23 protein-coding genes are annotated in these 25,910 nt (G+C 65.1%); 12 read left to right on the top strand and 11 right to left on the bottom strand.

What is annotated here, in order from left to right; genetic code table 11:
* The first annotated feature begins 10 nt into the window (after window positions 1-10).
* Genes BLW02_RS03695 through BLW02_RS03680 form a run of 4 tightly spaced genes read left to right on the top strand, consistent with a single transcriptional unit; the run spans window position 11 to window position 3,824 of the window.
* Window positions 11-1,486: an NADH-quinone oxidoreductase subunit M gene (locus BLW02_RS03695; protein WP_092697090.1), complete on the top strand. Its 1,476-nt coding sequence runs from the start codon at window positions 11-13 to the stop codon at window positions 1,484-1,486.
* A gap of 24 nt (window positions 1,487-1,510) precedes the next feature.
* Complete coding sequence (gene nuoN / locus BLW02_RS03690; protein WP_092697089.1) at window positions 1,511-3,004, top strand: NADH-quinone oxidoreductase subunit NuoN; 1,494 nt, start codon at window positions 1,511-1,513, stop codon at window positions 3,002-3,004.
* Window positions 3,005-3,023: 19 nt separating this feature from the next.
* A complete protein-coding gene (locus BLW02_RS03685; protein WP_092697088.1) occupies window positions 3,024-3,329 on the top strand; it encodes a DUF2818 family protein in 306 nt (101 codons plus the stop codon).
* A gap of 24 nt (window positions 3,330-3,353) precedes the next feature.
* Window positions 3,354-3,824 (top strand): DUF1178 family protein, encoded by a 471-nt coding sequence (locus BLW02_RS03680; RefSeq protein WP_092697087.1) that lies wholly within the window; start codon window positions 3,354-3,356, stop codon window positions 3,822-3,824.
* A 47-nt stretch (window positions 3,825-3,871) separates the two neighbouring features.
* On the opposite strand, the gene BLW02_RS03675 is transcribed toward BLW02_RS03680, so the two are convergent.
* Window positions 3,872-5,686 carry an ABC transporter transmembrane domain-containing protein gene (locus tag BLW02_RS03675; RefSeq protein ID WP_092697086.1) on the bottom strand — a complete coding sequence of 605 codons (1,815 nt, stop codon included), beginning with the start codon at window positions 5,684-5,686 and terminating at the stop codon, window positions 3,872-3,874.
* A gap of 256 nt (window positions 5,687-5,942) precedes the next feature.
* Here BLW02_RS03675 and BLW02_RS03670 point away from each other — a divergent pair, with 256 nt between their 5' ends.
* Genes BLW02_RS03670 through BLW02_RS03650 form a run of 5 tightly spaced genes read left to right on the top strand, consistent with a single transcriptional unit; the run spans window position 5,943 to window position 10,629 of the window.
* Window positions 5,943-6,713, top strand: coding sequence for an ABC transporter ATP-binding protein (locus BLW02_RS03670; RefSeq protein WP_024814489.1), 771 nt, complete (start codon window positions 5,943-5,945; stop codon window positions 6,711-6,713).
* 1 nt (window position 6,714) lies between these two features.
* Entirely contained in the window at window positions 6,715-7,440 is a 726-nt protein-coding gene (locus BLW02_RS03665) for an ABC transporter ATP-binding protein (RefSeq protein WP_092697085.1), read from the top strand.
* A gap of 59 nt (window positions 7,441-7,499) precedes the next feature.
* Window positions 7,500-8,699, top strand: coding sequence for an ABC transporter substrate-binding protein (locus tag BLW02_RS03660; protein WP_092697084.1), 1,200 nt, complete (start codon window positions 7,500-7,502; stop codon window positions 8,697-8,699).
* A 37-nt stretch (window positions 8,700-8,736) separates the two neighbouring features.
* Window positions 8,737-9,621, top strand: coding sequence for a branched-chain amino acid ABC transporter permease (locus BLW02_RS03655; protein WP_092697083.1), 885 nt, complete (start codon window positions 8,737-8,739; stop codon window positions 9,619-9,621).
* 12 nt (window positions 9,622-9,633) lie between these two features.
* Entirely contained in the window at window positions 9,634-10,629 is a 996-nt protein-coding gene (locus BLW02_RS03650) for a branched-chain amino acid ABC transporter permease (RefSeq protein WP_092697082.1), read from the top strand.
* A gap of 45 nt (window positions 10,630-10,674) precedes the next feature.
* Here BLW02_RS03650 and BLW02_RS03645 read toward each other — a convergent pair whose 3' ends face one another.
* Both BLW02_RS03645 and BLW02_RS03640 read right to left on the bottom strand, forming a co-directional pair.
* Window positions 10,675-11,847, bottom strand: coding sequence for a lipocalin-like domain-containing protein (locus BLW02_RS03645; RefSeq protein WP_092697081.1), 1,173 nt, complete (start codon window positions 11,845-11,847; stop codon window positions 10,675-10,677).
* Window positions 11,848-12,006: 159 nt separating this feature from the next.
* A complete protein-coding gene (locus tag BLW02_RS03640) occupies window positions 12,007-14,625 on the bottom strand; it encodes an ABC transporter permease (protein WP_092697080.1) in 2,619 nt (872 codons plus the stop codon).
* A 164-nt stretch (window positions 14,626-14,789) separates the two neighbouring features.
* Here BLW02_RS03640 and BLW02_RS03635 point away from each other — a divergent pair, with 164 nt between their 5' ends.
* Window positions 14,790-15,218, top strand: a complete 429-nt coding sequence (locus tag BLW02_RS03635) for an Hsp20/alpha crystallin family protein (RefSeq protein WP_026436383.1) — start codon at window positions 14,790-14,792, stop codon at window positions 15,216-15,218.
* 7 nt (window positions 15,219-15,225) lie between these two features.
* Here the strand turns inward: BLW02_RS03635 and BLW02_RS03630 are convergent, their stop codons facing one another.
* The 5 genes from BLW02_RS03630 to gdhA form a co-directional block, all read right to left on the bottom strand.
* Window positions 15,226-15,879: an ABC transporter ATP-binding protein gene (locus BLW02_RS03630; protein ID WP_092697079.1), complete on the bottom strand. Its 654-nt coding sequence runs from the start codon at window positions 15,877-15,879 to the stop codon at window positions 15,226-15,228.
* Window positions 15,876-16,868, bottom strand: coding sequence for a tRNA (adenosine(37)-N6)-dimethylallyltransferase MiaA (gene miaA, locus BLW02_RS03625; protein WP_092697078.1), 993 nt, complete (start codon window positions 16,866-16,868; stop codon window positions 15,876-15,878). The genes BLW02_RS03630 and miaA overlap by 4 nt, the downstream gene beginning before the upstream one ends.
* Window positions 16,865-18,100 (bottom strand): multidrug effflux MFS transporter, encoded by a 1,236-nt coding sequence (locus BLW02_RS03620; protein ID WP_244273609.1) that lies wholly within the window; start codon window positions 18,098-18,100, stop codon window positions 16,865-16,867. Before BLW02_RS03620 ends, miaA begins: the two co-directional genes overlap by 4 nt.
* A gap of 72 nt (window positions 18,101-18,172) precedes the next feature.
* Entirely contained in the window at window positions 18,173-19,306 is a 1,134-nt protein-coding gene (locus tag BLW02_RS03615; protein ID WP_092697076.1) for a PilT/PilU family type 4a pilus ATPase, read from the bottom strand.
* A gap of 120 nt (window positions 19,307-19,426) precedes the next feature.
* Window positions 19,427-20,770, bottom strand: a complete 1,344-nt coding sequence (gene gdhA / locus BLW02_RS03610; RefSeq protein WP_092697075.1) for an NADP-specific glutamate dehydrogenase — start codon at window positions 20,768-20,770, stop codon at window positions 19,427-19,429.
* Window positions 20,771-21,001: 231 nt separating this feature from the next.
* Here gdhA and BLW02_RS03605 point away from each other — a divergent pair, with 231 nt between their 5' ends.
* Window positions 21,002-22,174, top strand: a complete 1,173-nt coding sequence (locus BLW02_RS03605) for a glycerophosphodiester phosphodiesterase (protein ID WP_092697074.1) — start codon at window positions 21,002-21,004, stop codon at window positions 22,172-22,174.
* Window positions 22,175-22,355: 181 nt separating this feature from the next.
* Here BLW02_RS03605 and mutL read toward each other — a convergent pair whose 3' ends face one another.
* Complete coding sequence (mutL, locus tag BLW02_RS03600) at window positions 22,356-24,311, bottom strand: DNA mismatch repair endonuclease MutL (RefSeq protein ID WP_092697073.1); 1,956 nt, start codon at window positions 24,309-24,311, stop codon at window positions 22,356-22,358.
* A gap of 96 nt (window positions 24,312-24,407) precedes the next feature.
* Here mutL and BLW02_RS03595 point away from each other — a divergent pair, with 96 nt between their 5' ends.
* The gene (locus tag BLW02_RS03595; RefSeq protein ID WP_092697072.1) at window positions 24,408-25,055 is read left to right on the top strand and encodes a DedA family protein; all 648 of its coding nucleotides are present in this window, start codon (window positions 24,408-24,410) and stop codon (window positions 25,053-25,055) included.
* Between the two features lie 71 nt (window positions 25,056-25,126).
* Here BLW02_RS03595 and BLW02_RS03590 read toward each other — a convergent pair whose 3' ends face one another.
* Together BLW02_RS03590 and BLW02_RS03585 are read right to left on the bottom strand one after the other, a co-directional pair.
* Window positions 25,127-25,363 (bottom strand): glycine zipper 2TM domain-containing protein, encoded by a 237-nt coding sequence (locus BLW02_RS03590; protein ID WP_092697071.1) that lies wholly within the window; start codon window positions 25,361-25,363, stop codon window positions 25,127-25,129.
* Between the two features lie 198 nt (window positions 25,364-25,561).
* Window positions 25,562-25,894 carry a cupin domain-containing protein gene (locus BLW02_RS03585; RefSeq protein ID WP_092697070.1) on the bottom strand — a complete coding sequence of 111 codons (333 nt, stop codon included), beginning with the start codon at window positions 25,892-25,894 and terminating at the stop codon, window positions 25,562-25,564.
* Between the last annotated feature and the right edge of the window lie 16 nt (window positions 25,895-25,910).

The raw sequence follows: 25,910 nt of genomic DNA, 5'->3' as shown, positions 1-25,910 counted from the left end.
AAAGAACAAAATGGGTCTGTTGAGTCTTGCAATCTGGACGCCAATCGTCTTTGGTGTTCTGCTGCTGGCGGTCGGGCGGGATGAACACGCCCGTGCCGTCCGCTGGGTCGCGCTGATTGGCGCCATCATCGGCTTGTTGGTAACGCTGCCTCTGTACGATGGCTTCAAGCTGGGTACTGCGGCCATGCAGTTTGTCGAAAAGACCACCTGGATTGAGCGTTTCAATGTCCATTACCACCTGGGTGTGGATGGCATTTCCTTCTGGTTTGTGCCACTTACCGCGTTTATCACGGTCATCGTGGTGATCGCATCCTGGGAGTCGATCACCGAGCGCGTCAACCAGTACATGGGTGCCTTTCTGATCCTTTCGGGGTTGATGATCGGTGTGTTCTGCGCCCTTGACGGCCTGTTGTTCTACGTGTTCTTTGAGGCAACCCTGATTCCGATGTACCTGATCATCGGTATCTGGGGCGGGCCCAACAAGATCTACGCGGCGTTCAAGTTCTTCCTCTACACGCTGCTCGGCTCGCTGTTGATGTTGATTGCGCTCATCTTCCTGTACAACCAGTCGGGTGGCAGTTTCGACATCGCTGCATGGCACCAGTTGCCGCTCAGCGCCACCGCGCAGACGCTGCTTTTCTTTGCTTTCTTCGCCGCGTTTGCGGTCAAGGTACCCATGTGGCCGGTCCACACCTGGCTGCCCGACGTGCACGTGGAAGCCCCCACCGGCGGCTCCGCTGTTCTGGCGGCCATCATGTTGAAGCTGGGAGCCTACGGTTTTCTGCGTTTCTCCATGCCGATTGCGCCGGATGCGTCGCGCGAATGGGCTTGGCTCATGATTGCGCTGTCCCTGGTGGCCGTGATTTATGTGGGCCTGGTGGCACTGGTCCAGAAGGACATGAAAAAGCTGGTGGCTTACTCCTCCGTGGCGCACATGGGTTTTGTCACGCTCGGTTTCTTCATCTTCAATGATCTGGGTGTTTCGGGCGGTCTGGTGCAAATGATTGCGCATGGCTTTGTCTCCGGTGCCATGTTCCTTTCGATTGGCGTGCTGTACGACCGGGTGCATTCCCGCGAAATTTCTGCTTATGGTGGCGTCGTCAATACCATGCCGAACTTCACGGCATTTGCCTTGCTGTTTGCCATGGCCAATTGCGGACTGCCGGGAACCGCCGGATTCGTGGGCGAGTGGATGGTGATCCTGGGTGCGGTGAAAGCCAATTTCTGGATCGGTGGCGCAGCCGCCACGGCGTTGATCTTTGGCGCCGCTTATACGCTCTGGATGTTCAAGCGGGTCTATCTGGGCCCTGTTGCCAACGATCACGTCAAGGAGCTCTCCGATATCAACAGCCGTGAATTCCTCGTGATGTCGCTGCTGGCGATTGCCGTGCTGGCGATGGGCCTTTATCCACGCCCCTTCACCGACGTGATGGACACCTCTGTGGCGGAGTTGCTCAAGCATGTGGCCCTGTCCAAGCTGAACTGACCAGACTGAACTGAGAGATTCGAGATGATTGACAACATCAGCTGGCTTGCCGTTTACCCCGAGATCGTGCTGCTGGTCATGGCCTGCGTGATCATGCTGGTGGACCTGGGGGTCCGCAGCCCACGCCGTACCGGTACTTATGTCCTCACCATGCTCACGCTGGCCGTGGTTGCCGCCCTGCAGGGGCTGTATGCCAGCAGCGGAAACACGTTCTACGGTTTCGGCAACATGGTCGTCAGTGATGCCATGGGCAACTGGCTCAAATGTTTCGCCACCGTGGCCATGATGGTGACGCTGGTCTACGGGCGCCCTTACGCTGCCGATCGTGACATGTTGCGTGGTGGTGAATTTTTCACCCTGTCGATGCTGGCGTTGCTGGGCATGTCCATCATGATCTCCGGCAACAACTTTCTGGTGATCTACCTGGGCCTGGAGCTGCTGACCCTGTCCAGTTACACCCTGGTGGCATTGCGCCGGGACAACGCAACGGCCACTGAGGCCGCCATGAAGTATTTCGTGCTCGGTGCCATGGCCAGCGGTTTCCTGCTTTATGGTCTGTCGATGCTGTATGGCGCCACGGGATCGCTCGATATCGGGCAAGTGTTCAAGGCCGTCAATTCCGGCCAGATCCGGCACCAGGTGCTGGTGTTCGGACTGGTCTTCGTGGTCGCAGGCCTGGCTTTCAAGCTGGGTGTGGTGCCGTTCCACATGTGGATTCCCGATGTTTACCAGGGTGCGCCCACGGCCGTGACACTGATGATCGGTGGCGCGCCCAAGCTCGCCGCATTTGCGATCGCCATCCGGCTGCTGGTGGATGGGTTGCTGCCCCTGGCCATCGATTGGCAGCAGATGCTTGCGGTGCTGGCCATTGGCTCGCTGCTGGTGGGTAACCTGGCCGCCATTGCGCAGACCAATCTGAAGCGCATGCTGGCTTACTCCACCATTGCACAGATGGGCTTTGTCTTGCTGGGCCTGTTGTCGGGTGTGATCAACGGCAATGTGGATGCCGCCGCTGTGGAGAGTGCCTACAGTTCCGCCATGTTTTACGTGGTGAGCTATGTTCTGACCACCCTGGCTGCGTTTGGCGTGATCCTGTTGCTGGCCCGCGAAGGCTTTGAAAGCGAAGAGATTGCGGATCTGGCGGGCCTGAACCAGCGCAGTCCGCTGTATGCCGGCGTGATGGCCGTCTGCCTGTTCTCCATGGCGGGCATTCCGCCACTGGTGGGTTTTTACGCCAAGTTGTCGGTATTGCAGGCATTGGTGGCATCGGGGCAAGGGCTCTATATTGCGCTGGCCGTGTTTGCCGTCGTGATGTCCCTGATCGGTGCTTTCTACTATTTGCGCGTTGTCAAGGTGATGTATTTTGATGCGCCCCTGACGGCGACCAGCGTATCCGCACCCTTGGATGTTCGGGTTGTCTTGACTGTCAATGGCGCGCTGGTACTGGGACTGGGTTTGCTGCCTGGTGGCTTGATGGCCTTGTGTGCCGATGCCATCGTGCGGGCCCTGGCGACCTGAGTTCGAGCAGGGTATTTCCGTGTCGCAAACTGGCGCTATCTGGCTCATCATCGTTGCTGCATTCTTCGCGGCCAATCTTCCGTTTATCAACCACAGGCTGATGGTGATCGGTCCGTTGAAGCAGCCAAAGAAGTCTTTGCCGGTGCGGCTGGTGGAACTGGTGGCGCTGTATTTCCTGGTGGGAGGCATGGCCCTCTTGCTGGAGCGCCGTGCCGGACAGATTGCTCCGCAGGGGTGGGAGTTCTATGCCGTCACGGGCACCCTTTTCCTCACGCTGGCATTTCCCGGTTTTGTTTACCGCTATCTGCTGCGCCGCCACGGCTGATGCGGCGGTTGAGAGCTTGCTGGCATGAAGGTGCTTGACCTGCATTGTGGGCAGGGCCATGTCTTTGAGGGGTGGTTCTCGTCCGAGGATGAGTTTCAGCGGCAGTTGCGTGAGGCACTCGTGCAATGCCCGATGTGCTCGGACTCCCACATCGCCAAAAGGCTGAGTGCCCCCAGGCTGAATCTGGGCGCCCGGCAACCGGCGGTCGAGCCTGTTGCACCGGTTGCGGACGCCTCTGCTGACCGCAACCCTGCTGAAGTATCTGGTGTGGATCTGCAGGCTGCCTGGTTGTCGCTGGCGCGCAAAGTCATGGCCCATACGGAAGACGTGGGCCCACAGTTTGCGCAAGAGGCCCGGCGCATCCACCGCGGCGAGGTCGAGGAGCGGGCCATACGAGGCCAGGCTTCACACCAAGAGGCATTGCAGTTGCTCGATGAGGGCATTGCGGTGCTGCCGCTGCTGTTGCCCGAAGCGGCCAAGGAAACCTTGCAATAAGGCTCTGGTCCGGGTGAATCGACATGGCCGATGTCGATGCTGATCGATCACGCCGTGAATTGCATCGCTGCCAGGCGGGCATAGACGCCGCCCTGGGTGAGCAGCGCGGCATGGGTTCCCTGTTCGACGATGCGGCCGTTTTCCAGCACCGCGATCCGGTCGGCGTTTTGCACCGTGGCCAGGCGGTGTGCAATGACCAGGGTGGTCCGCTGGCCGGTGTGCCGCTGCATCGCAGAGTCGAGGGCGGCCTGCACCATGCGCTCGCTTTCCGCATCCAGTGCGCTGGTGGCTTCGTCCAGCAGCAGCAAGGGGGGATTCTTCAGCAGCGCACGTGCAATCGAGATCCGTTGGCGTTGCCCGCCGGAAAGGCGAACGCCGCGCTCTCCGAGAAAGGTGGAATACCCCTCGGGCAGTGCTTCAATGAAGTCGTGGGCAAAAGCCGCCCGTGCCGCGGCGATCACCTCATCCGTTGAAGCATCGGGGCGACCGTACCGGATATTGTCAAAGGCAGACGCCGAGAAGATCACCGCGTCCTGGGGCACCGTGCCAATGTGGGCACGCAATTGCTGGAGTCCCAGTTGCCGGATGTCCACGCCATTGACCGCAATGCGCCCATGCGAAGCTTCGTCCGGGTGCTGGTCGATGTCGTAGAAGCGCTGGAGCAACTGAAACACCGTGGTTTTCCCGGCTCCGCTGGCGCCTACCAGGGCGACGGTCTCACCCGGTTCGAGGTGGAGTGTGAAGGCCTGCAGGGCCGGCTGATCGGGCCGGGAGGGGTAGTGGAAATTCACCGCTTCAAAATCCACGCTCAGCCCCCGGACTCCCGTTGGCAGCGGCCGGGGCAGCACGGGCTCCGTGACTGGGGATTGGCTGGCGATCAGTTCCATCAGGCGCTCCGTGGCTCCTGCGGCGCGCAGAAGGTCGCCGTAGACCTCTCCCAGTACCGCCACGGCACCCGCCAGCAAGATGACGTACACCACCGTCTGCCCCAGGTGGCCCGCTGTCATGTGCCCGTCCAGCACCGCCTGCGTACCCCGGTAGAGACCCCATAGCAGCAGGCCTGCGTTGGCAATGATGATGAATGCCACGAGGAAGGCGCGTGCACGCGTTCGGCGCACGGCAGCCTGAAAGGCGTTTTCGGTAGCGTCGGCGAAACGCAAGGATTCGCGCGCTTCGGCCGTATAGCTTTGCACCACTGGCACGGCGTTCAGCACCTCGGCCGCGATGGCGCTGGAGTCGGCCACGCGGTCCTGGCTGTCGCGCGAGAGGCGCCGCACGCGCCGTCCTATCCACATGCTGGGCAAGACCACCAGCACCAAGAGCAGAAGCACCACCGACATCACGTAGGGATTGGTCCACACCAGCATCACCAGTGCGCCCGCGCCCATGACGGCATTGCGCAGCCCCATCGAAAGTGACGAACCCACCACGGTCTGGACCAGGGTAGTGTCGGTCGTCAGCCGCGACAGCACCTCGCCAGTCTGCGTGGTTTCAAAGAATTGCGGGCTTTGCTCAAGCACATGGCTGTACACGGCATTGCGCAGATCCGCTGTCACCCGTTCGCCCAGCCAGCTCACCATGTAAAAGCGTGCGGCTGAAAAAATGCCCAGGGCAATGGCGACGGCAAACAGCGCCTGAAAATGCCCGCGCAGCGCCATCGTCTGGTTGCCGTGGTCCGATGCCAGCAGCCCACCATCGATCAGGTTGCGCAATGCCAGGGGAAAGGCCAGCGTGGCAACGGCTGCCAGCACCAGAAAGACCAGCGAAAGGCCAATGCGGGCACGGTAGGGCCGTAGAAAAGGAAGCAGGCCCGACAGGGAGCGCGGAGCGCCTCGCGCATGCAGGGGGGAGGGTGTTGCCATCGGGCCAGTGTAGGCTGCGCCGAGGGGCGTTGCGCCCGGGGTATGCAGCCCTTTTTTCTGGAGTGGGTGGAGCACGCCGTGCGCTGCGGGCCTCGCGAGGCAAGGGGCACGCAGGGCGTAGGCATTTATACATAGGCATTTGTCCCAGTATCTGCATCCCCACGTCGGGACTTACGATGCGATGCAACATAAGAACCCACGGAGACCTTGTGGCAAGGCTCTTTCCTCAGCATCCCCATGGAGCGATCAAGGCGCAATGAGCGACGTCATTCTTGAAACCCAAAGCCTGACCAAAGAGTTCAAGGGCTTCACCGCGGTCAGCAATGTGACCTTGTCGGTGCGCCGCGGCTCCATCCACGCCCTGATCGGGCCCAATGGTGCCGGCAAGACCACCTGCTTCAACTTGCTGACCAAATTTCTGGAGCCGACCTCGGGTCTGATCCGGTTCAACGGTCAGGACATCACCCGTGAAAAGCCCGCAGAGATCGCACGCCGTGGCGTGATCCGTTCGTTCCAGATCTCGGCGGTGTTCCCGCACCTGACGCTGCTGGAAAACGTGCGCATCGGGCTGCAGCGCAAGTTGGGCACGGCCTTTCACTTCTGGCGCAGCGAGCGCAGCCTGCGCCAGCTCGATGCCCGCGCCATGGAACTCCTTACCGAAGTGGGGCTGGAAGACCTGGCCGATGAGCTCACGGTGAATCTGCCCTATGGCCGCAAGCGCGCCCTGGAAATCGCCACCACGCTGGCCATGGAGCCCGAGCTCATGCTGCTCGACGAGCCCACGCAGGGCATGGGCCATGAGGATGTGGACCGTGTGACGCAGCTCATCAAGAAAGTGTCGGCTGGCCGGACCATCCTGATGGTGGAGCACAACATGAAGGTGGTGTCCACCATTGCCGACTGCATCACGGTGCTGCAGCGTGGCGCCGTGCTGGCCGAGGGGCCTTACGCCGAAGTATCGAACAACCCCCAAGTGATGGAAGCCTACATGGGCACGACCGACGGCCAACTGCAGGGAGCCCACTGAAATGGCGACCACTGCCTCCAATACCCCCGCGCTCGAAATCCGCAACCTCGAAGCCTGGTACGGCGAGTCGCATGTGCTGCACGGCGTGGACATCGTGGTGCAGCCCGGCGAAGTGGTGACCTTGCTCGGGCGCAATGGCGCCGGGCGCACCACCACCATGCGGGCCGTCATGGGCCTCACCGGGGCGCGCAAGGGCTCCGTGAAGATCAATGGTGTGGAGACCATCCACATGTCAACGCACCGCATCGCGCATCTGGGTGTGGGCTATTGCCCCGAAGAGCGGGGCATTTTCTCCAGCCTGTCGTGCGAAGAAAACCTGCTGCTGCCGCCCGTCCTCAAGACGGGGACGCCGGGCATGTCGATCGATGAAATTTACGCCATGTTTCCCAACCTGGCCGAACGCCGCAACAGCCAGGGCACCCGCCTGTCGGGCGGTGAGCAGCAGATGCTGGCGGTAGCACGCATTTTGCGCACCGGTGCCAAGCTGCTGCTGCTGGACGAAATCTCCGAAGGCCTGGCCCCCGTCATCGTGCAGGCGCTGGCCCGCATGATCATCACGCTGCGCGAGCGCGGCTACACCGTGGTCATGGTCGAGCAGAATTTCCGCTTTGCCGCGCCACTGGCCGACCGCTTCTATGTCATGGAGCACGGCCGCATCGTCGAGAAATTCGGTGCCAGCGAGCTGGAAGAAAAAATGCCGGTGCTCAACGACCTTCTCGGTGTCTGAGCGGCCAGGCCGCTACGTCCCGTTTTTCGCAATCCCTCTCACCACAACAGGAGACATCCATGAAAAGCAAACTCAAAGCATTGGCACTGATGCTGGGCGCAGCCGGCTTGGCCACTTCGGCCGTCCATGCGCAGGAGAAAGTCAAGATCGGTTTCATCACCGACATGTCCAGCCTGTATTCGGACGTGGAAGGCAAGGGCGGCGCAACCGCCATCCAGATGGCCATCGATGACTTCGGTGGCAAGGTGCTGGGGCAGCCCATCGAGCTGCTCACGGCCGACCACCAGAACAAGGCCGACATTGCCGCTTCGAAAGCCCGTGAATGGATTGACACGCAAGGTGTCACCATGGTCTTCGGCGGCACCAACTCCGGCACCGCCCTGGCGACTGCCAAGGTGGCGCAGGAGAAAAAGCGCGTCTACTTCAACAACGGCGCTGGCAGCTCTGCATTGACCAACGAGCAATGCACTCCCTACACCGTGCACTACGCCTACGACACCGTGGCTCTGGCCAAGGGCACAGGCGGTGCGGTGGTGGACAGCGGCGGCAAGAGCTGGTTCTTTCTGACGGCCGACTATGCGTTCGGCCATTCGCTGGAAAACGACACCACGGCCGTGGTCAAGGCCAAGGGCGGCACGGTCGCAGGTGCAGTGCGCCATCCCCTGAATGCCTCCGACTTCTCTTCGTTCCTGCTCCAGGCGCAAAACTCCAAGGCCCAGATCCTGGGGCTGGCCAACGCGGGTGGTGACACCATCAATTCCATCAAGGCCGCCAAGGAATTCGGTATCAACAAGAGCATGAAGACGGCCGGCCTGCTGGTTTTCCTGAGCGATATCCACAGCCTGGGTCTGAAGAACACCGAAGGCCTGCTGCACACCACGAGCTGGTACTGGGACAAGGACGACGAGTCGCGCAAGTTTGCTGACCGCTACTTTGCCAAGATGAAGCGCATGCCTACCGACGTTCAGGCTGCTGACTACTCTGCCACCACCACCTACCTGAAGGCGGTGGCAGCGGTCAAGAGCACGGACGCCGACAAGGTCATGGAATACATGAAGAAGACGCCCATCAACGACTTCTACGCCAAGGGCGGTGTGATTCGCCCTGACGGCCGCATGGTCCATGAGATGTACCTGGTGCAGGTGAAGGCCCTGGCCGACTCCAAGAAGCCCTGGGACTACCTGAACATCATCAAGAAAATCCCGGGTGACCAGGTGTTCACCACCAAGGCCGACAGCAAGTGCGCGCTCTGGAAATAACCCGCTAACCTGAACCTCTTCCCACCTGCCGCCTGCCATGGAAATTTTTGGTGTCTCATTGCCGGGCCTCTTGAGCCAGCTCCTTTTGGGGCTGGTCAATGGTTCGTTTTACGCAATCCTCAGCCTCGGGTTGGCCGTGATTTTCGGCCTGCTCAACGTCATCAACTTTGCGCACGGTGCGCTGTTCATGCTGGGGGCTGTGATTACCTGGATGGCCATGAACTACTTTGGCATCAACTACTGGTTGATGCTGGTGCTGGCGCCGCTGGTGGTGGGGGTGTTCGGGGTGGTGATCGAGCGGCTGCTGCTGCGCTGGATCTACAAGCTGGACCATCTGTATGGCCTGCTGCTCACACTGGGCCTGACGCTGCTGATCGAGGGTGTCTTTCGCTCGATCTATGGCGTCTCGGGCCTGGGTTACGACACGCCCGAGTTGCTCGAAGGCGCCACCAACCTGGGCTTCATGATCATGCCCAACTACCGTGCCTGGGTGGTGGTGGCATCGATTACGGTGTGCATTGCCACCTGGTACGTGATCGAGAAGACCAAGCTGGGCGCCTACCTGCGTGCGGGCACAGAAAACCCGCGCCTGGTGGAAGCGTTCGGCGTGAACGTGCCCTTGATGATCACGCTGACCTATGCCTTTGGTGCCGCGCTGGCCGCCTTTGCCGGTGTGCTGGCCGCGCCGGTGTACCAGGTGTCGCCACTGATGGGGCAGAACCTCATCATCGTGGTGTTCGCCGTGGTGGTGATCGGTGGCATGGGCTCCATCATGGGCTCCATCCTCACCGGCCTGGGTCTTGGCATCGTCGAGGGATTCACCAAGGTGTTCTATCCCGAAGCATCCTCGACCGTGGTGTTCGTCATCATGGTCATCGTTCTCCTGATTCGCCCCGCCGGCCTGTTCGGCAAAGAAAAATAAGGGGCTGCACACATGAATTCCAAGAATCTTTCCGCTGTCGGCTACGGCCTGTTGTTTGTCGGCCTGCTGGCGGCGCCGTTGCTCGGCGCCTACCCGGTTTTCGTGATGAAGCTGATGTGCTTTGCGCTGTTTGCCTCGGCCTTCAACCTGCTGCTCGGCTACACCGGCATGCTGTCCTTCGGCCATGCTGCCTTTCTGGGGGGCTCGGCCTATGTGGCAGGCCAGTCCATGAAAGTGTGGGGCTTTACCCCCGAAGTCGGCCTGCTGCTGGGCACGGCCAGCGGTGCGCTGCTGGGCCTGATCGTTGGCTTCTTCGCCATCCGCCGCGCAGGCATCTATTCCACGATGATCACGCTGGCGCTCGCGCAGATGCTGTTCTTCATCTGCCTGCAGATGCCCTTCACCGGTGGTGAGGATGGCCTGCAGGGCGTGCCGCGCGGCAAGCTGTTTGGCCTGATCGATCTGCAGAACGACATGACCATGTACTACGTGGTGCTGGTGGTGGTGGTGGCGGCATTCCTGCTGATCGTGCGCACGGTGCATTCACCCTATGGCCAGGTGCTCAAGGCGATCAAGGAGAACGAGCCACGCGCCATTTCGCTGGGCTATGACACCAACCGCTTCAAGCTGCTGGCGTTTGTGCTGTCGGCCGCGCTGTCCGGGCTGGCCGGCTCGCTCAAGACCCTGGTGCTGGGCTTTGCCACACTGAGCGATGTGCACTGGACGGCATCGGGCCACGTCGTGCTGATGACGCTGGTCGGTGGCCTGGGCACCCTGTCGGGGCCGCTGGTGGGCTCGGCGGTGGTGGTGTTGCTGGAGAACAAGCTGGGCGAAATCGGCCATTTCCTGGCCACGCTGACCAGCGTGGAGTGGTTCAACACCCTGGGTGAATCGGTCACCATGGTGACGGGCCTGATTTTTGTGATCTGCGTGCTGTCGTTCCGCCGCGGCATCATGGGTGAAATCATTGCCTGGCTGGGCCGCCGCAAGGCCGGCAGCAAGGGCTGAGTCTCCCGTAGCTCTTTTCGGGTGGGCATTGTGAAAGCCGCTGCGTCACAGGCGCAGCGGCTTTTTGTATCCCGTCATCTCCAGATAGCCCCGGCCGATCACCGCGCCCGCCCCATTGCGCAACTCGGACAGGCCTTCCCAGTAAACCGCGCCGGTGGAGCCGCTGCTGTCGAGTTCCTGGTTGTCCAGCAGCGCCCGCACGCTCAGCGGGCCGGCAGGGGTATCGACCCGCCACTGCACCGGGTAGCGGGCGACGCTGTGCGGGCTGTTCCAGTGGCGTTGCGCGACAAAGGCCACGCTGTTGTCGGCAAACACCTGGGTGGGCTGCCCGGCCGGGCGCAGCGAGCCGCCCGACCACAGTGCCGAACCATCGGCGCGCCGCAGGCGAAACGCGGTGAGCGCACTGCCATCGAAGAGGTTCATGCCGATCCAGTCCCAGCCCACGGCGTCGGGGTGCATCAGGGCGTCGCTCCATTCATGGTCCAGCCAGGCGCGGTGGGTGGCACTGTCGGTGGTGCTGTTTTCAATGGCCATGCGCCGCCCGTTCAGCACGATGGCGCCGCTCACCGCCAGCTGCGGCTGGCTGTAGTAATAGCTGGCCTGGCTGGCCTCGGGGCCTTTGCGCGACAGGCCTTGCTGGCCCTGCAGCAGCGGTGGCTGCGTGCTATCGCATTGCAGGTCCAGACCAAAGCCGTCGCCCTCGACCTGCGCGGCATAACGGCTGCCGGTGGGGGCCGGGCCTGGCCCGGCGCCGCTCTCCTGGGTTGCACGCGGGGCGCTGGCGGGCAGGGCGGTTCGCGCCAGCGACCAGTCGCGCAGCCTGACGGCCGTGTCGGCCTCGCTGGCCTGCGCCACACCAAAACCGGTACGGGCAATGCGCTGGTCGTGGTGCAGGCGCTGGCCTTGCACATCGGTCAGCGCCGCGTGGGCGAACAGCAGCTGCTTGGCCGCAAAGGCTGAATTCAGGCCCTGCGTGGCATCCACGCGGGAGCGAAAGAACGTCACCTGAAAGCCCCACAGCCGGCCTGCGGCCTGCGCATGGCCCGTGAGGTACCACCATTCGGTGTGCAGGTCCGGGTGGCTGCCATGGTCGCGGGGAAACTGCAGGGCACGCGCGGGCAGCGCCCGTGTGCTTGACGCGCCCCCAGCCAGGGTCAGCGCCAGCCATTGGCGGCGCGTGTACAGGGCTGTGTGGAAGGGCAGTGCGGTGAACGTCATGGGCAAGTGCGATGGGTGTTTCTGGGCAGCGGGGCATCCAGGCGCTGGTGGGCGGCGGTGCGGGTTCTCCCGGTGGCTTCGATAGCCCAGTCTTGCGCAGGCATGGCGTGGATTGTGTCCCAACGCCTGCGCTGCATACGCGGCATCCCCGCGCTGCGGCTACCAGTCTTCCTTGACCGCCAGCACCGCATCCTGCCCCGCTGCCGCCCGGCCCGCCAGCCAGGCCGTGAGGGTGCCGGAGGCCACCACGGCGGCGCACAGGGCGAGCAATCGGGCGGCCGGCACGCGCAGCTCCATCGTCCAGTGAAAGCTCTGGGGGTTGACCACATGCACCAGCACCAAGGCCACGGCCAGGCCCAGCAGCAGGCCCACGGCCGCGCCGACGCCAGTCCACGCCGCACCCTCGCCGGCCACCACGGCCAGTATCTGCCGGCGGGTCAGGCCCAGGTGGGCCAGCAGGCCGAACTCCTTGCGCCGCGCCAGCACCTGCGCGCTGAAACTGGCCGCCACGCCGAACAGGCCGATGCCAATGGCCACGGCCTGCAGCCAGTAGGTGACGGCGAAGCTGCGATCGAAAATGCGCAGCGAACGCTCGCGGAGGGCGCCGGCCGAGACAAACTCCAGCCCTGCTGCACCCTCACCTGTTTTTGCGCCGGAATCGGCCACCAGCGCTCGGATCACCTGCTGCAGTTGCGCCAGGTCGGTGCCATCGCGCGGCCACAGTGCCAAGTCGTTGGTACGTGCGTCGCCCGTCAGGCGCAGGTAGTCGGCGCGGTCCATGGCCACGGCGCCCGACTGGCGGGCATAGTCGCGCCAGACGCCTGCGATGAAAAACATGGTTGCTTGCGCTTTTCCATCCGGTGCCAGAGGGCTGAAAGCCTTTGAAAGAGCGGGCCACTCCATGCCGGGCTGCAGGCCATACAGGTCCACCACCGCTTCGCTGATGTAAACCCCTATCCGGCCCTGGGGCACGGGCAGCGCCGCGCCCACCAGGGGCAGCGTGCGCGCCGGGTCGCTGCCCAGCGGACGGCTCAGCAGCATGAGGGCGGGGCGTGCGGCGTCCAGCTGCAGCGGGCTGGCGCGCTGGGGCTGCACGCGGGCCACACCGGGCAGCAGCGCCACGGCCTGGTCGAATCCGGGCGGCAGCAGGGCCGCCTCGCCCCCCGCCGCGCTCAGGGCCGAGCGCACATACAGTGGCGAGGGCAGCACCGCATCGAGCCATTCGGTCACCGATCCGCGAAAGCTGGCCACCATCACCGTCAGCGCCACGGCCAGGCTCAGGCTGGCCACCACGCCCCCCACGGCGATGGCGGCCGCGCCGCGCATGCGGCGTGCGCGCTCCAGGGGCAGCACCAGCAGCAAGTGGCCGGCCACCCATGGGCGCAGGCGTTGCAGCAGCCAGTTCATGCCCCAGGGCAGCAGCGCAATGCCGCCCACCAGCAGCAAGCCAATGGCGATGTAGGCGGCCAATGCAATGCCAAATACGGGTGGAGCGCTTGCCAGCAAAGCACCTCCAGCGATCAAAACAACACCGACCGTGGCGCCCGAACCCGGGCCGGCCGCGGCGCCCAGGCCCTTGAGGGTTTGGGCCGGCGGCAGGTGGCGGGCCGTCTGGGCGGGCCACCAGCCACCCACCAGCGCGGCTGCTACACCCAGTGCGCCATACAGCAGCGCGGCCGGGCCGCTCCATTGCAGTGCCGGCTGCACCCCGGCAAAGTAGCCGCCTCCCAGGTCCCCCCCCAGCAGTTGCAAGGCGGTGGCCGCCAGCGCCGTTCCCAGCGCGATGCCTGCGGCACTGCCCACCAGCCCCAGCAGGGCCGACTCGGCCAGCACCAGGGCCAGGCGCTGGCGCGGCGTGGCACCCAGCACCGCCAGCAACGCGAACTGCGGAGCACGCTGCGCCACGCTGAGGGCCAGCACCGAGAACACCAGAAACGCCCCCGTGAACAGCGCCACCAGCGCCAGCACCGTGAGGTTGACGCGGTAGGCGCGCGACAGGCTGCCGATGCGCTGCACCGCGTCACCCGGCTCGGCCAGCATGGCGTTGGCGGGCCAGCAGGGCAGAGATTGCAGCCGCTGCCGGAAGGCTGTGCGGTCGGTGCCCGCTTGCAGCTGCAGATCGATGCGGGTCAGGTGGCCCGCCTGGCCCCACAGGTCTTGCGCCGCGCCGATGTCCATCACGGCCAGGGGCGCGCCGCCCGCTGCCACCGTACCGGCCACGCGCACAATGTGCGATCCCTGCGCGCCGGCCTGCAGCCGCAGCGGTGCCGCGCCACTGCCGTCACTCGCCAGGCCCAGCGCCTGCAAGGCCGCCGCGTTGAGAAACACCGTGGCCGGCGCCAGCATGGCCAGCCGTTCGCTGCCAGCAAAGGCGCGGGGCATGAGCGCGGGTGCCACGGCCGGCAGCAGCAGCGCATCCGCACCCAGCACCCGCAGCACCACGCGGGCCGATGCAGGCGCGGGTGCGGCGACGGGTTTATCCACCTGGGCCAGCGTGGAAAGCTCCAGCCATGGGCTGGCTTGCACTACCTGCGGCAGGGCGGCCACCTCCCCATAGAGTGCCTCGGGCAGCAGGCCCTGCATGGCGCGCAGCTCCAGATCGGGCTGGCCGTTGACGGCGCGCACGGCCTGCGCGAACTCGTCGAGGGCCGAGCTGTTGATCACATGCACGGCAAAGGCCAGCGCCACGCCCAGCATCACGGCCACCACCGCTGCGGCGCTGCGCCAGGGGTGGTGGCGCAGCTCCTGCCAGGAGAAGGTGCGAAGCAGTGCAAGCATGACCCGATTGTGACGGCGCGGCGCCGACAGGGCAGACCATTGAGGCAGATCAAACCCGACTGCCGCAGCCCTTGAAATGGGGTCGGGCGGTTCGTATCTTGACAGTGGGGCTGGTGCTCCCTTGCCGGCCCGGTTGTCCAACCCTTACGTTCAGGAGCTTCACCATGAATTCTCTGGTTACCCGTGGCAGTTTGTTCGATGACTTTTTCAAGGACGTCGCCCCCGGTTTCTATGTGCGCCCATTGCATGGCGACGGCGTGCCCTCGCCGGCGCAGATCAAGGTGGACGTGAAGGAAACCGATGGTGGCTACACCGTGCAGGCCGAGGTGCCGGGTGTGCCCAAGGAGGACATCCACGTCGCGATCGATGGCAATGTGGTCAGCCTGCGCGCCGAGGTGCGCCAGCACGACCAGAAGACCGAGGGCGAGAAGGTGCTGCGCTCCGAGCGCTATTTTGGCTCGGTGGCGCGCAGCTTTCAGCTGCCTGTGGATGTGGATGCCACGCAGGCCAAGGCCAAATACGACAACGGCGTGCTGACGCTCACGCTGCCCAAGAAGCAGGGCGGCAGCGCACAGCGGCTCAACATCGAATAAGTCTGGCTCAGCCGGCGATGCCGCCCGCCGTGAGTCGCAGCACCCGGTCGGCGCGCGCTGCGGCGGCATCCGAGTGCGTGACCAGCACCAGCGAGGCGCCATGTTCGCGCGTCTGTGCGAGCAGCAGGTCCAGCACGCGCGCGGCGGTGCCGGGGTCGAGGTTGCCGGTGGGCTCGTCGGCCAGCAGCAGGGCCGGGCGGTGCACCAGGGCGCGGGCAATGGCCACGCGCTGCAGTTGGCCGCCGCTCAGTTGCTGCGGCAGGCGCTCACCCAGACCCGCCAGGCCCACGGCCGCCAGCATGTGCTGCACCCGCGCCGGGTCGGCGCGGCCCAGCAGCAGGAGCGGCAAGGCCACGTTCTGCGCCACATCGAGGTGCGGCAGCACATGGAAGGCCTGGAACACAAACCCCACATGGGCGCGCCGCCACAGGGCGCGCTGCGTTTCATCCAGCGGCGCCAGGTCGGTGCCGCCATGCACGATGCGCCCCGCGTCCCACCGGTCCAGCCCGGCCAGGCAGTTGAGCAGGGTGGATTTGCCCACGCCCGAATCGCCCACAATGGCCACGAATTCGCCCGGCTGCACGGTGAACTGTACATTGGCAAACACCGGCGTGCCGCCGTAGTGTTTGGCCAGGGCTTCGACCTGCAGCGGGCCGTTCATGGTGCAGGAATCTCCAGGCGCTGCAGCACGGCCTGGACCAGGCGCGCGGTGGCGTCGGGCTGGTCGCAGGCGATGGATTGGCGCTGCGGCATGCTGCGCAGCCAGGTGATCTGGCGCTTGGCCAACTGGCGGGTGGCGGCGATGCCGCGTTCGCGCAGGCCGGCCAGGTCGAGCGGCGCCCCGGGGCCGGCTGCGGCCTGGGCTTCGAGCGCTTCCCAGGCCTGGCGGTAGCCCACGCAGCGCATCGAGGGCAGGTCGGGGTGCAGGTCACCACGGGCGCGCAACTGGCGCACTTCTTCCACGAAACCTTCCGCCAGCATGGCGTCAAAACGCAGTGCGATGCGCTCGTGCAGCCAGGCGCGGTCGTCGGGTTCCAGGGAAAACAGGGCTGTAGAACTTGTGGGTTGTGCGCTGTCAGCTCTCTTTCTTGTCGTGTGAAAGTGCGAAAGGGGCTGGCCTGAGACATGCCACACCTCCAGTGCGCGCTGGATGCGCTGGCTGTCGGCGGGCGCCAGGCGGGCGGCGGTGGTGGGGTCCACGCGGGCCAGTTCGGCGTGCAGGGCCGGCCAGCCTTGTTCGGCGGCCTGGGCCTCCAGCCGTGCGCGCACCACGGGGTCGGCCGGAGGCATGTCATCGATGCCGTCGAACAGCGCCTTGAAGTACAGCATGGTGCCGCCCACCAGCAGCGGCAGGGCGCCGCGTGCGCGGATCTCGGCGGTCAAACGCTGGGCGTCCTGAACGAACTCGGCGGCGCTGTAGGCCTGCAGCGGGTCGCGGATGTCGATCAGGTGGTGCGGCACGGCGGCCAGCTCGGCGCGCGTGGGCTTGGCCGTGCCGATGTCCATGCCCCGGTACACCAGTGCCGAATCCACGCTGATGATCTCGACCGGCAGGCGCGGCGCCAGCACGGCGGCCAGCGCCAGGGCGCCGGCCGTCTTGCCAGCGGCCGTGGGGCCGGCGATGGCGATGGCGGGCAGTGGGCTGCTCATGGCTTGGCCGGCTCCCCGAATTTCTGTACCAGCGTCCAGGCCGCGAGGGCGGCACACAGACCCCAGAACCACACGCCCAGGGCGAGCGGCAGCACCGTGCCGTCCATGCGCTGGCCCAGCCAGTGGCCCACGCCAAACGCCACCAGCATCATGACAAAGCCGTTCAGTGCAGCGGCCGTGCCGGCGGCTTGCGGAAAGGGGCCCACGGCGCCGCTCTGGCTGCAGGGCATGTGGATGCCATGCGCAATCTGGTACAGCAGGAAGGGCAGGGCATAGGCCCAGCCGCTTTGCACGCCGGCGAGCGCACAGATGCCCATCAGCGTGCCGCCCGTGGCACTCAGCAGGCCGGCCAGCGCCATGCTGCGGCGCAGCCCCCAGCGCACCAGCAGGCGCCGGCACAGCACCGTGCCGCTGATGTACATCGCCGCGTTGCACGACAGCAGCAGGCCGTAGGCGGCGGGGCTCCAGCCCAGCACCTGGATGAAGGTGAACGACGAGGCCGCCAGGTAGGTGAACAGGCCCGCATAGGTGAAGGTGGTGGTGGCCGAAAAAGCCAGGAAGGTCGGGTGGCGCAGGATCTGTCCCCAGGTGCGCAGCAGGTGCGCGGGGCGCAGCGCCAGCGGGTTGGGGCGGGCCAGGGTTTCCTCAAAGCGCAGCAGGACCAGCAGCAGCGCCAGGCCGCCAAAGCAGCCCAGTGCCGCCATCGTGGCGCGCCAGCCCAGGTGGTCCGCCAGCAGGCCGCCCAGGGGCGGGCTCAGGCAGGCAATGATGCCCAGGCCCGTGAGCGCGCGGGACATGGCGTGCGCGCCTTGGACCGGCGCATACAGGTCGCGCACCACGGCGCGCGCACCCATCACGCCGGCACCCATGGCGGCGCCCTGCACGGCGCGCCAGAAGATCAGCGTTTCCATCGATTGCGACAGGGCGCAGCCCAGCGCGGCCAGCACATAGGCCGCCAGCCCCGCCAGCAGAATGGGGCGGCGCCCCCAGCGGTCCGACAGCGGCCCCCACGCCAGCTGCGAGCAGCCAAACGCCAGCAGCAGGGCCGTGAGCGTGAGCTGGGATTGGGCCATGCTGGCCAGGAGCTGCGCCTTGAGTGTGGGCAGCGCAGGCAGATACAGATCGGTGGTGACCGGCTGCAGGCCCAGCAGCAGCGCCAGCAGGCCAATGACCAGCCCGGCCGGCATGGTCGCAGCGCCCGTGCGAGCCGGGGCGGTGGAAGCGTCAGACATGCGCTGGAGGGTAGCAGATGCAGGGCCGCAAAATGCCTTGCCAGCCCTCGGCACAACCGCGTGAGGAGGTGCTCAGGACAGCTTGGACGCTGGCTGCATGGGCGAGGAGGTGTCGATCGCGAGATCGCCGGCATCCACCGTGCGGACGCCGGCGGCCAGCCGCACGCGCAGCGCCAGGTCGGTGCGCGAATCGGCATTGTGCAGCGCTTCCTCCAGCGAAATCCGGCCTTCGGTGTAGAGCGCGTAAAGCGCCTGGTCAAAGGTGCACATGCCGATTTCGGTGCTGCGCCCCATGGTCTCCTTGATGCCCGTGAATTCGCCCTTGGCGATCAGGTCGGCGATGTAGGGCGAGTTGAGCATCACCTCGACCGCCGGGACCAGCTTGTCGTGCAGGCCCGGAATCAGCCGCTGCGACACCACGCCCGCCAGGTTCATGCTCAGGTCGATGAGCAACTGGTGGTGCGCGTCTTCGGGGAAGAAGTTGATGACCCGTTCCATCGCCTGGTTGGCATTGTTGGCGTGCAGCGTGGACAGGCACAGGTGGCCGGTTTCGGCATAGGTAATGGCCTGCTTCATGGTGTTGCGGTCGCGGATCTCGCCGATCATGATCACATCGGGAGCCTCGCGCAGCGCATTCTTGAGCGCCTCTTCGTACGACAGGGTGTCTATGCCCACCTCGCGCTGGTCCACCACCGAGCGCTTGTGGACATGCAGAAACTCCAGCGGGTCCTCGATGGTGAGGATGTGGCCGGTCACGTTCTCGTTGCGGTAGTTGATCATCGACGCCAGCGTGGTCGATTTGCCCGAGCCCGTGGCGCCGGTCACCAGCACCAGGCCGCGCTTGCGCAGTACCAGCTTTTCAAGGATGGGCGGCAGCCCCAGCGCCGCCAGGGGCGGGATCTTGCTCTTGATGTAGCGAATCACCATGCCGGTCTCGCCGCGCTGCACGAACACGTTCACCCGAAAGCGCCCCAGGTTTTCGGCCGAAATGGACAGGTTCATTTCCAGCCTGGCCTCGAACTCGCTGATCTGCTTTTCATTCATCACCGAATAAGCCAGCTGCTTGACCTGCCCCGGCAGCAGGGCGGGCATCGTCAGCGGATGGGTGACGCCTTCGACCTTGAGGTTGACGGGAGCGCCCACGCTGAAGAAGAGGTCAGAGCCGCCGTTCTCGACCAGGGCGTTCAGGAAGCTGAAGATTTCCACGGTGAATTCCGCTCAATGTGACGATTTGTATGCCCCGGCGAGCATATCCGCTGGAGCGTGCGGCGCAAAAAAGGGGGCGAATGGCCCCCCTGATTCCTGTGTGCGAATCCGCGCAGCGGATTACACCACTCCCTGTGCCAGCATGGCGTCGGCCACCTTCACAAAGCCGGCAATGTTGGCACCGTCGATGTAGCTGACCGAGCCATCGGCGCGCTGCCCGTATTTCAGGCAGGCGGCATGGATGCCCTGCATGATCTGCAGCAGGCGGGCGTCCACCTCTTCGGCGGGCCAGCTCAGGCGGGCCGCGTTCTGGCTCATCTCCAGGCCCGACGTGGCCACGCCACCGGCGTTCGAGGCCTTGCCCGGTGCGTACAGCACGCCAGCGGCTTCAAACGCCTTGGCCGCCTCGATGGTGGAAGGCATGTTGGCGCCTTCGGCCACGCACAGCACACCGTTCTTGATCAAGGTGGCGGCATCGTCGGCGTTGAGCTCGTTTTGCGTGGCGCAGGGCAGGGCCACGTCCACGGCGATGTGCCATGGCGTCTTGCCGGCCTGGAACTCGGCGCCCACCAGCTGGGCGTAGTCGTTGACGCGGCCGTATTTGTGGTTCTTCACTTCCATCAGGATGGCCAGTTTTTCTGCCGTGAAACCATCCTTGTCATACACCGTGCCGCTGGAGTCGGACACCGTCAGCACCTTGGCGCCCAGGGCCATGGCCTTTTCCACTGCGTATTGCGCCACATTGCCCGAGCCGGATACCGACACGGTCTTGCCGTCAAACGACTGGCCGCGGGTCTTGAGCATTTCTTGCGCAAAGTACACCGTACCGTAGCCGGTGGCCTCGGGGCGGATCAGCGAGCCGCCGAACGACAGGCCCTTGCCCGTGAACACGCAGTCTGCACGGTTGCTGAGCTTCTTGTACATGCCGGCCATGTAGCCCACTTCGCGGCCGCCCACGCCGATGTCACCGGCCGGCACGTCGGTGTCGGCGCCGACATGGCGGAACAGTTCCGACACAAAGGCCTGGCAAAAGCGCATCACTTCACCAGGGCTCTTGCCCTTGGGGTCGAAATCGGACCCGCCCTTGCCGCCGCCCATGGGCAGCGTGGTCAGCGCGTTCTTGAAGGTCTGCTCGAACCCCAGGAACTTGAGCACCGACAGGTTCACCGACGGGTGGAAGCGCAGGCCGCCCTTGTAGGGGCCAATCGCCATGCTGTGCTGGATGCGGTAGCCGCGGTTGACCTGCACGCTGCCATGGTCGTCCACCCACGACACGCGGAACATCACCACCCGCTCGGGTTCCACCAGCCGTTCCAGCAGGCCGTGCTCGGCGTAGCGGGGGTGCTTTTCGATGAAGGGCCACAGGCTTTCCATGACTTCTGTGACAGCTTGCAGAAATTCAGGTTGGCCAGGGTTGCGCTGTGCGACCTGCGCGAGGAAGCTGTCTACGGACTCGTACTTCATGGAAAGGACTTTCTGTGCAAAAAACGAAATATGCGGCGTTGCAGCACTGAATTATGTCAAAAAGACATGCACTCATGCATGGTTCTGCACCGTGGTGGGGCATTTCTGGCGGGTTCTGCCGGTTTTTGGTGCGTTCTGTTGACCGCTTTTGGTGCGTTTGCATGTCATGTGTTTGTCACCCTTGCGCACCACAGTGGACCGTTTCCAATACACACCAGAGGGGCGGAAGAGATGCGTCAACAACCCATTGCAAAAGTCGGGCTGCTTGTCCTGGCAACAGCCACTGCGCTGGTGGCATGCGGCGGCGGCGACGGGCCGAACTACCCGACGCTCAGCGGCGAGCGGCCCCTGGTGATCGGGCACCGCGGCGCCAGCGGCTACCTGCCGGACCACACGCTCGAAGGCTACAGGAAGGCCATCGAGATGGGTGCCGATTTCATCGAGCCCGATCTGGTGGCTACGCAGGACGGCGTGCTCATCGCCCGCCACGAGCCCAACATCACCGGCACCACCGACGTGTCCACCCGCGCCGAATTTGCCAGCCGCAAGACCAGGAAAGTGGTCGATGGCGTGGAAGAAGAGGGCTGGTTTGCCTCGGACTTCACCCTGGCGGAAATCAAGACCCTGCGCGCCATCCAGCCCATGGCCGACCGCGACCAGTCGTTCAACGGCAAATACCAGATCCCCACGCTCGATGAAGTGCTCGACCTCGCCAGGAGCGAAGGCGCCAAGGCCGGCCGCACGGTGGGCGTGTACCCCGAAACCAAGCACCCCACCTACCACGTCAACCTGGGCCTGAAGCTCGAAGACCGCCTGCTGGCCACACTGGCCAGGTACGGCTACACCACCAAGGCGTCGCCCGTGATCGTGCAGTCGTTCGAGGTGTCCAATCTCCAATACCTGCGTACCAAGACGCAGGTCCGCTTGGTGCAACTGGTGGACGCGGACGATGTGAAGGCGGACGGCAGCATGTCGCTGGTGGCGCCCTACGACAAGCCCTACGACTTTGCCGTGGCGGGCGATGCACGCACCTTCGCCAGCCTGCTCACCCCTGCGGGGCTGAAGGAAGTGAAGACCTATGCCGACGGCGTGGGCCCCTGGAAGCCCTACCTCATCCCTTCCAGGCAGGTGGACGCCAACAATGACGGCAAGCCGGATGACCTCAACGGCGACGGCAAGATCGACGACCGCGACCGCGTGATGATGGCGCCCACCAGCGTGGTGAAGGACGCCCACGCCGCCGGCCTGTTCGTGCATGCCTACACCTTCCGCAGCGAGGCCAAGCGCCTGGCGTCGGACTTCAAGGGCGACCCCAAGGCCGAATACCAGCTGTTCTTCGATCTGGGCGTGGATGGCGTGTTCAGCGATTTCCCGGACCACGCCAAGGCCGCGCGGGAGAATTGAAGCCCCCTGAGGCGCTGCGCGCCATCCCCCAAAGGGGGACGCTCCCAGCGCGGCGGGGCGGCCCTTGCGCGGGAGCGCTGGCGTTCGGCCGTGCCGGCGCGAGGGCAGCGCTTCGCTTGATCGCTCTGTTGGCCCTTCGGGGCCGATTTTCTTTTCTGACCTTTGCCGGCCCGTGGAGCGGTTATCGGCCGCGCAGGAACAGCGCGTCCAACTCTTTCATGCTCAGCTGGCGCCAGGTGGGGCGGCCATGGTTGCACTGGTCCGACCGGTCGGTGGTTTCCATCTGCCGCAGCAGGGCGTTCATCTCGTCGATGGTGAGCTTGCGGTTGGCGCGCACGGCGCCGTGGCAGGCCATGGTGCCCAGGATTTCATTGCGCGCGCGTTGTACCACGGTGCTGGCGTCGTGCGCCGCCAGTTCGGCCAGCACGCTGCGGGCCAGCTCCACCGGGTCGCCAAACCCTGACGCGGTGGCCAGCGTGGTGGGTACGGCGCGCACGGCCAGGGTCTTGGGGGAGAAGGGCACCACCTCCAGCCCCAGCGTGGCCAGCACCTCGGCCGACGCCTCGGCGGTGGCCACCTCTTCGGGGGTGGCGGCAAACGTGGCAGGAATCAGCAGCGGCTGGCTGGCAATGCGGGCGCCGCTGTCCACCTGGGCCTTGAGGCGCTCGTAGACGATGCGCTCGTGGGCGGCATGCATGTCCACCACCACCATGCCCTGGGCGTTCTCGGCCAGGATGTACACGCCGTGGAGCTGGGCCACGGCCTTGCCCAGCGGCCAGGTGGCCTGGTCGCTGTTGCGTGGGTCGAGGGGAATGGGCGCCGGGGACGGGGGCAGGGTGTCCGTCTGCGCACTGCTGCTGGCGGCCATCCAGTCCACCCGTGGCGCGGTGGGCCCGTCAGGAATGGCAGCCGCGCTGTCCTTTGCCGGCCCCCACAGGGCCTGCAGGTCGGCTACATGGTGGCCACGTTCTTCAAACTGGATAGCTGCTTGCGTTTGCCAAATCTGCGCTAGCGGCTGTTTTGGCTTGAAATCCTCGGCGCCGCCGGGGATGGCAGCCGTTTCGGGGGGGGGCGATGCCCCGGTGGCCAGTGCGGCGGCGCGCGGGGCGGCCAGCGCGTTTTCGACCGCGTGGCGCACAGCCTGGTGCACCTCGCGGCTGTCGCGAAAGCGCACCTCGATCTTGGTAGGGTGCACGTTCACATCCACGCGGGCCGGGTCGATCTCCACATACAGCGCATACACCGGCTGCTTGTGGCCGTGCAGCACGTCTTCGTAGGCGCTGCGCGCCGCGTGCGTGAGCACCTTGTCGCGCACGAAGCGGCCGTTGACATAGCAGTACTGCTGGTCGGCGCGCGAGCGGGCGGCGTCGGGCAGGCCTGCGCGGCCTGTCACGGTGATGGGCCCTGCACGGTGCTGCACGGCCACCGACTGCGCCACAAAGTCGTCGCCCAGCACATCGGCCAGGCGGCGCGCCAGGGCGTCCTGCAGGTTGGCGTCGCCCGGCACGAAGGTGGCGCGCCACTGCTCCACCAGCTTGCCTTCGTGCCAGATGGCAAAACCCACATCGGGCCGCGCCAGCGCGTGGCGGCGCACCGATTCGATGCAGTGGGCCAGCTCGGTGGCGTCGGTCTTCAGGAACTTGCGGCGCGCGGGGGTGGAGAAAAACAGCTCTTTCACCTCGACCGTGGTGCCGGTGCCGCGCGCCGCCGGGCGCAGCTCGCCGCTGCGGGCATCGAGCAAAAAGGCGCCCGGCTGGTGTGCCGGGCGCGACAGCAGCGCCATTTCGGACACCGAGCCGATGGCGGCCAGCGCCTCGCCCCGAAAGCCCATGGTGGCCACGGTTTCGAGGTCGCTCAGGCTGGTGATCTTGCTGGTGGCGTGGCGGCGCAGGGCAATGGGCAGCTCTTCCTGCGGAATGCCGCAGCCGTCGTCTTCCACGGCGATCAGCCGCACGCCGCCAGCCAGCAGGCGCACGGTGATCTGCGTGGCACCCGAGTCGAGCGCGTTGTCCACCAGTTCGCGCACCACGGAGGCCGGGCGCTCCACCACCTCGCCGGCGGCGATCTGGCTGATGAGTTCGTCGGGCAGGTCGCGGATGGGGCGGCGGGGCGGTGGGGAGAGGGTGGCGTCGTTCACCGGGCGATTTTAGGGCGGGGCCGCGCAGGGGCATCGGATGGGGCACTATGGGCCGATGGGGATAATGCGCGCTGCCTTTGTGTTGCCGGAACCTCCATGGAATTAGTGACCTTTCTGATCGACTTCATCCTGCATGTCGACAAATACCTCGAAGCCTTTGTCGCCAGCTATGGGGCCTGGGTGTATGCCCTGCTGTTCCTGATCGTGTTTGTGGAAACCGGCGTGGTGGTCATGCCATTTCTGCCGGGCGACTCGCTGCTGTTCATCGTGGGCGCGCTGTGCGGTGCGGGGATGATGAGTTTTCCGCTCGCCAGCGCCGTGCTGATCGCCGCGGCCATCCTGGGCGACCAGTGCAATTATTCGATTGGCCGTTACTTTGGTCCCAGGGTGTTCCAGTGGGAAGATTCGCGCTGGTTCAACCGGCGGGCGTTCAACCAGGCCCATGATTTTTACGAACGCTATGGCGGCATCACCATCGTGATTGCACGCTTCATGCCGTTCATTCGTACGTTTGCTCCGTTCGTGGCCGGCGTGGCACAGATGGGGCGGGCCAAGTTCACCGCCTTCAATGTCGGTGGCGCCCTGCTCTGGGTGCTGGGGATCTGCTCAGCTGGCTATTTCTTTGGCAACTTTGCCTGGGTGAAGGACAACCTGGACAAGATCATCTGGGCCATGATCTTCATTCCCGGCTTGATGGCCATCTTCGGCGCCTGGCGTGCGGGCCGCAAGGCCGACGCGGTCTGAGGGGGCCGAGAAAAACAAGGGCCTGGCGCGGAACATGTCTGCGCCAGGCCCTTGTTTTTTGTGGCGCTGAATCAGCGACGGGGCTTGGACTGGTCGCGGTCCTTGCCGAGTTCGTTGCCAATGAGTGCGCCAGCGGCGGCACCGCCCACGGTGCCCAGTGTGCCGCCCAGCACGGCATTGCCGGCAACGCCCCCGACCACGGCGCCTACGCCGGTACCGATCTGGGCATTGGTGGGTTTGGAAGCGCATCCACCCAGGGCCAGGGTGACAGCGCAGACAGAGGTGGCAAGAGCGAAACGGATTTTCATGGCGGGAATCCTTTGAAAGTGCTGTGGAAAGACCGTGGCGGCAAGGCCATCAGGGCCACCGCGGGGCCACGACCCCACTATCGCGCGCCATTGGATGCTGCGCTGTAGGAAGCCCCGACCGGATGGTGTAGGACAGGGGCGCCACTGGGGGCTGGTGGGCTGGTCCGGCTCCGGCCTGCGCCGGGCGCGTGCCGGTGCTCAGCCCGGCGCCAGGCAGAGGGTGACCAGCAGCGAGGCGTCCTCGACGGCCGTCAGGGCGTGCAGGGCCCGTGGCTGCAGGTGCACCAGATCACCCGCGCGCAGCAAGTGCATGTCGCCGCCGGCCTTGAACTCCACCGTGCCTTCCAGGCACTGCACGGTCGCTTCACCGGGGGTGTGGTGCTCGCGCATGCTCTTGCCGGCAAGCAGCACCACGCGCATGACTTCCAGCTGGCCGGCCTTGAGGATGGCGCTGGAGGTGGCCTGTGCCAGGCGGTCGCCGAGCGGCAGGATACTGACGACCTGGCCAGAAGGGGTGTGGGTAAGTGCCATGGGTTGTCTCCTGTGC

This window comes from Acidovorax soli (assembly GCF_900107605.1).
Classification (GTDB): Bacteria; Pseudomonadota; Gammaproteobacteria; order Burkholderiales; family Burkholderiaceae_C; genus Acidovorax; species Acidovorax soli.
Note: the sequence above shows the minus strand (reverse complement) of the source record. Positions and strands in the feature narration are given on the sequence as shown.